General features: G+C 72.4%; 2 protein-coding genes. Both read right to left on the reverse strand.

The window, feature by feature from the left end; all coding sequences use genetic code 11:
- Positions 1-99: 99 nt before the first annotated feature.
- Complete coding sequence (locus N4G63_RS27390; protein ID WP_314600475.1) at positions 100-11,397, reverse strand: two-partner secretion domain-containing protein; 11,298 nt, start codon at positions 11,395-11,397, stop codon at positions 100-102.
- A gap of 95 nt (positions 11,398-11,492) precedes the next feature.
- Positions 11,493-13,202, reverse strand: coding sequence for a ShlB/FhaC/HecB family hemolysin secretion/activation protein (locus N4G63_RS27395; protein ID WP_314600805.1), 1,710 nt, complete (start codon positions 13,200-13,202; stop codon positions 11,493-11,495).
- Between the last annotated feature and the right edge of the window lie 5 nt (positions 13,203-13,207).

Consider the following 13,207-nt stretch of genomic DNA (forward strand, 5'->3'; position numbering starts at 1 on the left):
CGATGCCAATGACGCTGCGGCTTCGTGACAGTGCGGCGACGGCCGGCCCTGGTCCGAGTGGGCCGGGCCAGGGCCGTCATCGTCGGGTCATCGTGCGGACTACTTGCAGCGGCCTGCGGCCTGGTCAGCCGGCGCGCAGCCTGCTGCTGCCGCAGGCACGCGCGCCCCGGCCGGTGTGGGCGCAGTGACGGCTGGCACCGGCGCGCCCCCCGGCGCCCCAACCGGCGCAGCACCCGGGGCCGGGCAGCGCCCGGCGCGGCGCTGCTCATCGCTACAGGGCTCGGCGTCGGCCGGCCCCATGCCCATCAGGTCGACGGTGAGCAATGCATTGCGCTGGCGGGCATCGGCACCGCCCGGGCCGTTGGCAGCCTCGGGCTGGCGCTGTTCGTTGGCCGTGCTGGCCGGCGCCGCAAGGCTGAGCGCGGGCGCACTGACGGCCGCCACGGCGCCACCCACCGACGCCGCCTGCAGGTTGTCTGCGCCCTGGATGCTGGAGCCCAGCACCACCGACGGCGCGCGGATGAAGGCATCCAGCGCCAGGATCTCGCCGAAGGCCGGGTACAGGCCGATGGTGCCGGCGCGCCGGCCCGTGGCGTCTTCCAGGATGCCCAGGCCGCTGCCGGTGGTGGTGGCCTGCACCTCGAACACCACGCCGTCGACCGAGCGGCGCGCGCTCAGCGGCGGTGCCGCCACCGCGGTGTTGGCGCCACGGCCCGAGTCGATGTCGCCGGTGGACGACCAGATGGCCATGTCGCCCTGGCCGACGATGAACACGCGCTGGGTGTTGACCTGGAAGTCGTCGCGCGCCAGACCGAAGACCTTGCCGCCGCCGAGTGCGATCACGCCCTTGGGCGAGGCACTGTCGGCACTGGTGTCCTTCAGCCCCACGGTGATGGCCCCCCCGGCGTTGACCAGCCGGATGTCGCCGCCGCGCTGCGTGATCACCGAGCTCTGGGTCATGTCCAGCGCGCCGCTGTAGCGCAGCAGCGATGCCGGCGAGACCCATGCCGGCTGATGGATGGAACTGCCGACGCCCGCCAGCTCACTGGCCAGAAAGCCCTGCTCGAACAGGGCCATGCGCATCGGCAGGCTCTTCTTGCCAAACAGCGCCGCGGCACTGCCCGCGCTGGCCAGTTCGCTGGCCAGCGCCTGATCGCGGAACTGCGCAAAACGGGTGCTGCCGGTGTCGGCCAGTGCCGCCTGCCAGGCCACCGCCTGGGCACTGGCGGGCTGGCGGGCGGCCAGTTCATCGAGCACCTGGGCCGTGCTGCCCAGATCGCTGGCCACGCGGTCGCGCCAGGCCTGGCGAACCTCGGTCAGTGCCTTGACGCGGGCGGCGACCGTGCTGTCCAGATCCAGGCTGGCAAAGGCCAGCGTGCGGATGTCGCTCAGGTACGCGGCCAGGTCGGCGCCCGCCAGCGTCTCCCGTCCTGGCAGTACCAGGCTGGTGCCCGCGGCCAGTGCCGCATCACCAGCGGCCAGCAGCATCGCCTTGTCGCGCTCGAAGGCCAGCCGCAGGCGCTCGGTCATGCTGGCCAAGGTCGGTGTGGCGGCCGTCAGGTAGACGGCGCTGAACTCGGTGGCCAGCACCTGGCGCCCGAAGTCGGCCTGGGCCCTGGCCGGGAAGGTCTGAAACAGCACCCAGGCCTCGTCGTAGCCCAGACCGGGCTGCTTGAGCTGTTGGCGCACAAAGTCGCGCAGCGCCAGCCGATAGGTCGCCGCACGCTCGCTGCCCCCGGTCGCGGCATCGCTCAGGTAGCTGGCCTGCAACGTGGCCAGGCTCAGGCTGCCGGCCGTGGCCGCTGTCAGGCTCACCGAGGCGCCGCTGGCGGGCAGCGCGGCATTGTTCAGATTGCCGGTGGTGCTCACGCCGCCCGAGGCGCCGAGATCCAGATTGGCCCCGGCGCTGATCTCCAGACGACCGGGCCCGGCCAATGCAATGCTGCCGAAGTTCAGGGCTTGAAGGTTGCGGCCAGCGCCCACGGTGCTGGTGTCCTCGGCGCTCAGGTTCTGCGCCCGCAGGCTCAGTTCAACGATGTCGGTGCCGGCACTGATCTGCACGGCCTTGGGCACCTGCAGCGTGGCCTGGGTTGCCGATGCGCCGCGTATTTCAACGGCCAGGTCGGCGTGCAGCTGGGCCGGCGTGCGGTCGTCGGCATGCAGGCTGGTCTGGGCCAGGCTGCCGCTCAGTGTGGCGGGGATCAGCGACAGCACCAGCGCACCGTCATCGGCGCGCAGCGGGGTGGCAAAGCCCGGAAAGGTGTCGACGCGGCTGCCCGCCATGGCCAGCTGGCTGCTGCCCGAGGTGCCAAGCAGCAGATTGCCACCCGACCACAGGTTGAGCTGGCCGGTGGCCGACGGGAACAGCACCGCGTCGACCTGGCTGTCGCCACTGAGCAGGCTGAGGTCTCCGCCCGCCGCCAGCAGGCGCAGGCTGGGCACCGTGACCTTGAAGCTCAGGTCCGCGCTGTTGTTCAGATCCAGGCCCAGATCCTGGGCCTGGCCCTCGGACGGCCCGCCCTGCAGCGTGACGGCGCCGGCGTTGGACACCGCCGTCAAGCCGGATTGGCTGCCCCAGGTGTAGAAGTAGCCCGACACGCTGCCCCGGTTGTCGCTGCCCAGCAGGGCCGGTGTGGCCGTGGGCGCGAAGGGCGAGTCCACCGTGATGCCGCTGCGGCCGCTGAGCCGCCACTGGCCATCGGTCAGCGCCAGCACCGGCGCGGCCAGCCGGGTGTTGTCGGTGGCTGCGGCAATGCGGCCGCCGGCCGACAGGCGCCCCGTGCCGCCACCGATCAGGAACTGCCCGCCCAGCACATCGCGCCCGGCGCTCACCGTCAGCTCGCCACCGCCCAGCCGACGCAGCGCGGCCGCGGTGCTGTCGCGGCTGTCGGCCCAGCCCACGTCTGGCGCCATGGCCTGCACATTGAGCACGTCGCGCCCGGCCAGCACCTGCAGGTTGCCGCCACCAAAGGCGCCGAGGGTCTGCTCAAAGCGGTTCAGCTGCACCCACCAGGCCAGCTGGCTGCTGCTGCTGTACTGGCCATCGCTGCCCGGCAGGCCGCCACGCCAGTACCAGTTGTTGACCAGCTGGGTGGCCTCGGTGGCCTGCACGTCGCGCTGGGCCTGAAGCTCCAGGCGCCCGCCCCCGGTGGTGAACAGCGGCTTGACCGCCATGCCGGCAAACAGGCTGGCCTCGGGCGCCTCGGCCGCGCCCAGTCGGCGGCCCGCCACGTACACCTGTGCCGCCACGCTCTCGCCATCGCCCAGCAGCTGGATGTCGCGCCCGGCCGCCAGTTCCAGGCTGCCGGCACCGGTGCGCACCACCGTGCCGGCGGCCAGGGCCAGCGTGCCGGTGTCATCGTCGGCCGCGGTGTGCGGCTGCACGGCGGTGGGCAGCGCAGCAGCCAGGTCGGCGCCGGCCACCAGGCGCATCGACCATGAGCGCCCCTGCGCATTGAGGGCCGCGGCACGGCCGGTGCCCGAAAAGCCGTCGCTCAGGCTGCTGTTGATGAACAGGTTTCCCGCGGCGCGGATGCTCAGGAAACCCGCCTCGCCGCCGGCCCGGTCGCGGCTGAGGTCCCAGGCGCCGTCGATGGACAGGTCGCCCTCGCTGCGCAGCTCCACGCCGGCGCGCAGCTGCACGCGACCGGCGTCGGCTGCGGTCAGGCCCAGGGCCTGACCGATGGCGGCAGCCTGGGACATGAAGCTGGCGTTGTCATTGCGGATGCGGGTCTGGCCCAGGATCTCGCCCGTGTCGGTGCCACTGATGACGGCCGTGACGCCGTCGTAGACGCGCACCGCCTCCACCGCCACCTCGGCCGCACGCAGCCGGGCGGTGTTCAGCGTGTCGATGGCGACACTGGCGTCGTCGTCACCGCGCCGCGCGCGCAGCACGATGCGCCCGCCCTGGCCCTGCGCGTCGCTGGCGTCGATCAGGGTGGCCTCGCCCAGTGTGATCCGGCCCAGATCGGTGCTCAGCAGCACATCACCGCCACTCAGGCCGCTGCGCGTGGCACCGGCCTGGATGTTCACCCCATCGCCCAGCAGCAGATGACCGCCGGCGGCCAGCTGCACCACGCCACCGCCCGGCGCGCCGGCCTGCAGCGCCACGCTGCCGCCCTGGCCACCCACACTGAGCTGGCCCGCGTCGGCCGCCAGCGTGATGCGTTGCGCCGTCAGGCCGGTGTCCAGGCTCACGTCTCCCTCGCGCACGCGCAGCGACAAGGCACCGCTCAGCCCGCCCAGCGTGGCCGCCGTGGCCAGGGCATCGGCACTGGGCATCTGGCGCACATCCACCCGCAACTGCCCGCCCAGATCGGCGCTGGCGCTGCCGGCGCGGCCCAGCAGCTGGCCGGCGGCCGCGCTGCCATCGCCACGCGGGGCGCTCAACACCAGCTGGCCACCGTCGCCCACCGCCTGCAGGCTGATCTGGCCGGCATCGCCTTCACCCCGGCTGCCGTCGCTGCGCAGCGCGGCGCTCACGTCCAGCGTGCCCAGCAGCTCCAGGCGGCCAAGCTGCGTGCTGGCCGTGATGCGGCCCGCCGTGCCGTCGCTGCGCTGGCCATTGCCGGCGTCCAGCGTGTAGCCGGCCACCGAGGTGCGCGAGTCGGCGCCAAAGCGCAGCGTGGCCGCATCGGCGCTGCCGCCGCTGGCCAGCAGGTCCAGCTGCCCGCCCGGCAGATCGATGACCCCGTCCTGGGCCAGCGTGGCGCCACTCAGCACCACGCTGGCGCCCTGGCCCACGCGCTCGCCCAGGCTGCGGCTGCCGGATTCGCTGGCCACCTGCAGCAACCGGCTGGCACTCAGGCGCTGATCGGCCCCGGTGGCCGCCGTCAGCCGCGCGGCGCTGAGCAGCAGATCGCCCTGGGCCGCCACGTCTGCGCTGCCCTGCAGCACGATGTCGCCGGTGCTGCGCAGGCTGGCCTGGTCGAAGCCCAGCGTCTGTGCGCCGGGGCCGATGGTCAGGCCACCCGTCTGGCCATAACGCAGCGGCGGTGCGGCCTGCAGCAACAGGCTGCCACTGCCCGGCAGCGTGGCCGCATCGGCGCTCAGGCCGGTGGTGTTGCGCAGCACCAGGTCACGGGCCGCCAGGTCCACCTGCGCCTGCACCGGCGCCTCGGCCGTGCCGCCGGCCACGCCGCGCAGCATCGGCGTGTCCAGCACCAGCCGTTGCTTGAGCTGGGTGGCCACGCCATCGCTGCCGCGACCGGCCCAGTGGTGCACGCCAACGAAGTCGATGCCGGCATAGCCCTGCAGCGACAGGTCGGCGGTGTTCTTCAAGGCGCCCAGCAAGGCGCCGTCCAGGTTCAGGGCAGGGTCGGCGGCCGCTTCGGCAGCCTGCTGCTCGGCCGTCGCCTGTGGATCTGACGCAGCGGCCGCAGGCGTGCCCAGCACCAGCTTTTGCGCTGCCACGCTCAGTGCACCGGCCTGCAGCTGGGTGTCATCGGCCACGCGGCTGCGGCCGGTGGCGTCCAGGCTCACGCTGGCGCCGCTGAGGCGGCTGCCCGCGGCCACGCTGAGATGGCCCGTGCCCAGCACGGCGTCTTTGCGCGCCAACGTCAGCGCATTGGCGCTCACGGCCAGCAGGGCGCCGCCGCCCTGGCTGACCAGCGTGTGCGCGCCCAGCGTGCCGCTGGCCTTGGCGCCGAGCGTCGTGCCCGAAGCCAGGCTCAGATCGTTGCGGGCAGCCAGCACCAACTCCTCCAGCACCAGGGCCTGGCTGCCCAGATCCACCGTGGTGCTCAGGGCACGGGTGTCCAGGCACACCGGCGCGCAGGCCGTGTCGGCCTCGGTGGGCGTGCCGCCGATGGCGGTGATGGCCTTGACGGCCGCGGCAATGTCGCGGCGGGTGCCGCCCAACAGCACCGAGCCGGCGCCGCTGTCGGCCAGCGTGGTGGCACTGACCGTCAATGCGCCGGCCGGGGCCTTGGCCAGATCATCGACCAGGGCCACGGTGGCGGCAGACATGTCGAGCTGGCCCGCGCGGCCGCCCGAGGCGCGCAAGTCCAGCGTGGCCTGCCACACCGAACCCTGGCCGACATCGGTGGCCACCACGCTCAGCTGCCCGGCATCGCGCGGCAGGGCCGGCACGGCCGTGCCGCCGGCCTGGGCATTGGCCTTCAGCAGGCTGCTCACGTCGGTCAGGCGCACATCGCTCTTGGCCAGGTAGGTGCTTGCGGCCTCGACCACAAACCGCTGGCCGGGCGCGCCCACGCTGATCGAGCCGCTGCGGCTCAGGTAAGCCGTGACCACCGTGCTGCCATCGTCCTGGCGGTAGGGTGCGGTCAGCACCGACTTGCCCTGGTCGCTGGCCAGGCTGACGAGGTAGGCGCCACCGGGCAGCGATGCGCCCAGCAGGGCGTAGTGCGCCGGCAGCAGCGTGTAGCGCCCTGCCGCCAGGCCCGATCCGGTTTGCGTGATGACGATCTGCTGCCCGTACAGGGCGCTGTCGCCAAAGCCGCCGTCCAGTGCCAGCGTCTGCGTGCCGGCATGGTCGGGCAGCACGGCATACAGGCCGCTGGTGGCGTAGTAGTCCTTGCTGCCGCCGACCCCGGCAAAAAACTCGCGCGCCAGCAAGCTGCCACCACCGGCCGCACTGACCACCGCGCTGGCGGCGGTGTCCAGATGCGCCGCCTGCAGGCTCAGCGCCTTGCTGTCGGCCAGGTAGAAGAAGGCATCGCCGGCGGTCGACAACTGCCAGCTGGACAGGTTGAGCGTCTGGCCGTACAGCACCGTGGCGGCATCGCCCGACACCGAGGTCAGGCTGTTCTCGCCCAGGCGCAGGCTGTTGCCGGCGTTCAGCGTGATGCGACCGAAAGGCTGGCGCAGCACGCCGCCCTGGTCAATGTCGGTGGCGTTGACCGTGATCGAACCAAAGGCCGACAAGGGCGCCACCGGCCGGCTGCTGCCGTCCGGCTGCCGCACCACCAGGCGGCTGCCCTGCAGCCCCTGCAAGGTGTACTGGGTGGCGCTGGTGGCATACACCTGCCGGGCAGTCAGGCTGAGCGTGCCGGCAAAGCCGAGCTGGCGCTGCAGCGTGTTCAGCACGCCGAAGTTGGGCGTGGCGGCCGACAGCCGAATCTCCTGCTCGGCGCTCAGGGCCACGCTCGAAAAGCCCTGCAGGCCCAGCGTGCCGTAGACATCGATGGTGGGCGCGCTCAGGCTCAGGCTGGTGCTGCCATCGGCCGAGCTGTCGGCCAGAGCCGCGGTGCTGGCGGCAGCGGCCAGACGGGACAGGCTGGCGTCGCCCAGGCGCACCGAGCCGCCGCTCAGCGCCACCTGCACGCCGGGCGCGGCGGCAATGGCCGGCGCATCCAGCTGCACACCCAGCGGCAGGTTCATGGCCAGCGCGCTGTCAAAGCGCAGCTGGTCAGCAGCGGCCAGGCTCAGGCCCGACCATCCGGCACTGCGCAGCAGCGCGCTGCGCACCCGGCCCACGCCGGCGCCCAGGGCCGCCGCCAGATCGCTGCCCGGCGTGGCGCCGCTGAGCGCCAGCGCATCGTCGTGCTCGCCCACGCTCAGCACGCGCGCTTCGGCGGGGTAGGGTGTTCGGGTATCCGCCTGGGCGGCCAGCACACCGCCTCGGCCCAGCGCCACGCTGAGCTTGCCGCCATCGGCCAGCGCCTGGCCCTGGGCATTGCGTGGCGCCTGGGCCGACACCTGGGCATCCAGCACGATGCCCTCGGGGCTGCTCACACTCAGGCTGCCGGCGGCCTTGGCCACCTGCACGGCGCTGAGCAGGCCGCTGTAGTTGACCTGCGCCACCGCGCCGTCCAGCGACAGCCGGGCGCCGGCCTGCGCCACCACATGGCCGCGCGCCGCGTTCAGCTGGATGCTGCCGCCGGCCAGCACCGTGCCCACCTGGCGCTCGTCGGCGGGTGTGGCCCGGCTGGCATCGGCCAAAAACTGCACCTGGGCCGTGCTGCTGCCAGTGTCTCGGCGCAGCTGGGCCACACCGTCCACCACCAGGCGTGCGCCATCGCCCAGCCACAGTGCCTGGTCGGCCAGGTAGCCCACCGGATCGTCGTCGCCACCGCGGTTGCCGGTGATGGCCAGGGTGATGCTGCCGCCCAGGGTTTGCAGCAGGCTGGTCTGCCCGCTGCTGCCGCCGCCGGCCCCCACGCTCAGATTGCGCGTGGCGCTCAGCGCCAGCGTGGCGCCAGGCTCGAGCACGATGCCGGCCCCGCGCTCCACCACCAGCGAGCCGCCGCCGTTGAGCAGCGGCGCGTTGGCCGTGAGGCTCAGGTTGACCGGGGCGCGCGTGGTCAGCGCGGTGTCCAGCAGCACCGGCGCGGCGGCCGTGGCCATGGCGCCACTGGCGGTGCTGCGGTAGTCGGCATCGAGCTGCCAGTTCAGCAGGCGCGGCGCCAGCGTGGTGCCGCTGGCCACCACCACATCGCCCAGCGCCGTGATGCCGATGTGGCTGAAGCCGCCACTGCTCAGCAAGTCAGGGGCCAGGCTCAGGCCGCTGCCGCTGCCACCGGCGCCGTCAAAGCGCAGGCCTGGTGTGCCCAGCGTGAGGCTGCCGCCGGTGGCAAAGCCGTGGGCACGCAGGGCCACTCCGTCGATCCGGAAGCCGGCGTTCTGGTCTGGATTGGTGCCGCTGGACAGCGCAATGCTGCCGGCCGCGCCCTGGGTGAGCGTGCCGCTGCCCGACAGGCGCGCGCCGGCCGAGGCGTCCAGCACGGCCCCCGCGCCGATGCTCAGCGTATGCGCCGACCGGACGCTGATCGAACCGCCCTTGACCTGGATGTCGTCGGCACTGGCGGTGTCGGTGGTGGCCCCCGCGGTGTCGTTGGTCCAGCGCCCGGCCACGTCCAGCATGCTGCGGCCCGACAGGGTGATGTCGCCGCTGCCGCTGGTGTCGGCATCGCTGCTGGCGAAGGGGGTCAGCACCGAGATCGTGCCGCCCGGCGCCCAGATCCTGCCGTCCAGCTGCACCGTGCCGGCCACGATGGACAGGGCGCCACCGGTGCCCAGCAGCAGCTGGCCGAAGTCGGGCTGGCTCACCTGCGCGGCGCGCAGGTTGAGCTGGCCAAAACCGGTGGCGGCAAAGTCGTCCAGCGCGAACTGCAGGCCGGCGTCCAGCCCGTCCAGCGGCGCTTGCAAGGGTGCGCTGAGCAGCGCCGCAGGCACTGTCTGCGCCTGGCCGCTGCGCAGCGCCAGCTGATCCAGGTAGTAGCTGTTGCCGCTGGTGTCGCGCAGGCCCAGGGTCAGCGCGGCGCGCGCGGGCGCCGCGCTGCGGCCGTCGCGCTGGCGTTCACCCAGCGTGGTTTCGCCACGCAGGCTGCCGGCGGCCAGCAGCATGCGGCGCGCGCTCAAGCTCAGGCTGCCGCCGCTGGCGCCCTCGGTGTAGGCCGGGCTGGTGACGGTCAGCGGCGTGTCGCTGATGGCGTCCACCTGGCTGCCGGCCACGGCCTGGCGAAAGCTCACCTGGCGGCCGTCCTGCGACAGCACGGTGTTGCGGATCACCGCCGCGCTGTAGTTCACCGAGCCGCCGGACACATCCAGCCTGGCGCCATCGGCCACCACCAGGGCACCATCGCTGAGCAGCGCGATGCTGCCGCCCGCGGTGGACTTCTCGCTGGCCGTGCGCGCCACCGCGGCGGCGGCACCCGCCACGTTGGCCACCGTCACCTTGCTGGCATCGCGCAGGTCAAAGTACACCTGGCTGCGGTACAGCGCACTGCTGCGTTGCAGCGCGGCGTCGGCCAACTCGATGCGGAACAGGCGCTGCGCGCCCTGGTTGCGGGCGCCGTCCACCACCACGCCCTGCAGACCGGCCGCCGAGATTTCGGCGCCCTGCGCCACGACGATGCGGCTGCTGTCGGCCTGGCCAACGCCACCCGTGCCGGTGTTGAACAGCGGGTTGTTGTTGTCGCCGTCACCGGCCGAGGTGCTGGCCAGCATCTCGATGCGGCCTGACGGCGCCAGCACCTTGGCGCCGGCACCCACGCTGATGGCCGCCGCCTCCACCCGGATGCGTGACGGGTTGAACACCTCGGCGTCGAGCTGGGTGGCCGCGCTGGTGCTGGGCGTGACGGCCGTGACACTGCCTGCGCCGATCTCGACACTGCCCAGCCTATCGGCCACGCGCACCAGCGATCCGCTTTCAGCCTTCAGGCCCCGGGCCACCGCGCCGTTGGCATTGTTGGGGTTGCCGTCCAGCGCCACCGTGGACGCCATGCCCTGCAGGTAGATGGCCCCGTTGGCCCCCTTCACCGCCGTGGTGGCATTGATGTGGCCCTGCTGCCTGACCGTCAGGCCCACCAGGTTCACCGTGCCGCTCTCGGCACGCATCTCGTTGATCCTGCTGATCAGCGCACCGGTGCTGTCAGCGCTGCTGAATCGGCTGCCGTCGGCGGCGTTCTCCACCGTGCCCAGCGTCGGGTCCAGGCGGCCATCGGCCGCCAGCACCGGGTCGACCGCCACGATCAGCCCGCGCTGGGCCGAATCCGACGAGCTCATCAGGTACACCTTGTCGCCCGCGGCCAGCACGGCCTGGCCCTGCGGTGTCTCGATGCGCCCCTGGTTGAGCACGCGCGGTGCGATCAGCAGCACGTCGCCCCCGGCCGCACTGCGGATCTCGGCGCCGGCCTCCACGCTGATGGCGGCATCGAGGTTCGTGGCCTGGTAGTCGGCACCGGTGGTGCTGAACACCGCCGAGCCATCGGTGATGTTGCGCAGGCCTTTCTCGAACACGCTGTCGGCGATCGTGTTGGCCGTGGCCACGAACTTGCCCGTGTCCACCACCGCGCCGCGGCCGAAGTACACGCCGTTGGCATTGAGCAGGATGACTTCGCGGTTGGCCGTCAGCGAGCCCAGGATCAGCGAGGGGTCGGCGCTCCAGATGCGGTTGAGGGCCGAAACGTATCTGGCCGGGTCCTTGTCCTGCAGGAACTGCACCTTGTAGCCGGCACCAATGTCAAAACTGTCCCAGTTGATGACCACGCGCTGCTGGCTGCCCTGGTCGAAGGTGGCCGTCTTGCCGTCGACGCTCCACTTCACCGCGCCGGTGGCGGCCAGGTCGGCCGACGCACTGCCCTTGGCCGGGTCGTAGACAAAGGCGCGCGGCGTGGCGTTCAGCACCTGGCCATCGCTGCCCACCGTCTTGCCATAGGCCACCGGCAGGTTGTTGCGGGGCGCTGCCAGCTTGCTGGCAAACACCACAGGTGGGCGGGCGGTGCTGGTTTGCGCCCGGGCCGGTGGCGCCAGCGTGGCCGCGGCGGCTGCCGCCACGGCGGCCAGCACCAGGCCCTGCACCCCCACTGCCGTGCCCGCGCAGCGGCGACGCGCCGTGCGGCCGGCCGCCTTGCCCTGGGCATTGGCGGTTTCGGCAACGGCGACCAGCATGCCGAGGCGGCGGCTGAAGACCAGACGGTGGCAGAGCTGGTTCATGGCAGGTCAAGGCTCGCAGGAAATCGGATCAACAACGCGCAACGACCATGTGGATCGAACGCGCGGGTTCAGGACGGTGGCAACAGGCCGCCGGGTCAGAAGCTTTGCCGCACGCTGAGGTCCCAGCGCTGGCCACGGCCGGTGGCAGCACCGGTGAGGGTCTCGGGCACGCCCTTGCTGTCCAGGCGCTGGCTGCTGCGCAGCACGCGGGCCCAGCTCAGCGAGGCCTGCAGGCCGAAGGCGGTCTGCACACGCAGGCCCAGGCCCGCGCTGGCCAGGCTGGCCCCACCCAGTTCACCGGCCAGGGCGTCGATCTTCAGCAGCCGTGCGCCTTCCACAAAGCCCAGCGGCCGCAGCTGCCATGGCGCCAGCACCTGCCAGGCCGGGGCGCTGAGCTCGCCGCGCAGAGCCAGGCCCATGTCGCCGGCCTGCTCGCCCTCGTAGTAGCCGCGCACCGAGTCCAGCCCGCCATACACCACCTGCTCGGCGGGCACCAGGGGCGCATCGGCCAGCTGGCCTTGCAGGCGCACCAGCAGCTGCCAGCGGCCCAGCGGCTCGGTGTGGCTGAGCTGCAGGCCCAGCGTCTGGAATCCCGGGCTGGCGCCGCTGCGCTTGCACGCAAACTGGTCGGTCTGGGTGCCGCCGCAATCCACCTGCCGGCGGTTCAACGCGGCCAGGCCCAGGCTGAGGTCCAGTTGCGCCCGTGTGCTGCGTCCGGCCAGGCCACCCAGCACCGCCGCGCCCAGGTCCAGCTCGTAGGCCAGGCTCAGCGTGCTGTAGTTCAGTGCCGGTGATGCGGTGGTGAAGCCGGCCACGTCCTGGTTGGCGTCGCGCAGGCGGCGCAGCGTCAGGCCCCAGGTCAGCGCATGCGAGATGCCCTCGCCGCCGCCGCCCAGCTCGTCGCGCCAGCGCAGCCGCGTGGTGCTGCCGCGTGACACCGTGCCGCCGCCCAGTGCGGTCGGCGTGTTGCTGTTCGAGTGCAGCCAGGCCAGCGTCAGCGTATCGCCCGGGCCACCCAGTCCGGCCAGGCCGGCCAGTGGCACCTGGTAGGTGAGCGACGGGATGTTGGCCTGCTGCGGCCGCGTCGGCGAGACCAGCCAGTTCAGGCCCAGCGAGTGGCCGCGCTGGAACAGGTTGTCGTAGCGCACATCGGCTTCGAGGCGGCCAGCGCTGGTGTTCTGTGATTGTTTGCTGTTGAGCTCGATGCCGGCATGCAGCGGCAGGCTCTCCTGCACTTTGAGCTCCACGTTCATGGTGCCGGGCTGGGTGCCGGCACTGATCAGGGGCGTGATGTCGCGGTCGGCGCTGGTGCGCGCGTACTGCGCCAGCTGCTGCTGCATCAGATTGAAATCCGGTACCTCGCCACGCGCCAGCGCGGGCAGGGCCTCGCGCATCTTGCTGGGCAGGGTGTACTGGGCGCCGGTCACGCGCAGCTGATCCACCACCGCCTGCAGCACCTGCAGGCGCAGTTCGCCGCCCGCCTGGTCCACACGCTGAGGCGGCAGCAGCACGTTCACGCTCAGGTAGCCGGCGTCCTGATAGGCCTTCTCCAGCGCCCTGCGCGCGCCCTCGGCGTCGGCCACGGTCTTGTCGGGGCCCAGATAGGGGTACACCGCGCGTTCAATGGCGGCGGCACCCAGCACGCTGTCACCTTGCACCACATAGGCCAGGATGTCGAAGCGGGCCGGCTCAGCGGTGGCGGTGGCTCTGACAGCCGGGGCCGTGGCGTTGGCATCCGGTGTCTGCGGCTGCGCATGGGCGCCGTTGAACGACAGGCCAGCCAGGGCCAGGCACAGGCTGGGCATCAGCA

The sequence above is a fragment of the Aquabacterium sp. OR-4 genome, assembly GCF_025290835.2.
Lineage (GTDB): Bacteria > Pseudomonadota > Gammaproteobacteria > Burkholderiales > Burkholderiaceae_C > Pseudaquabacterium.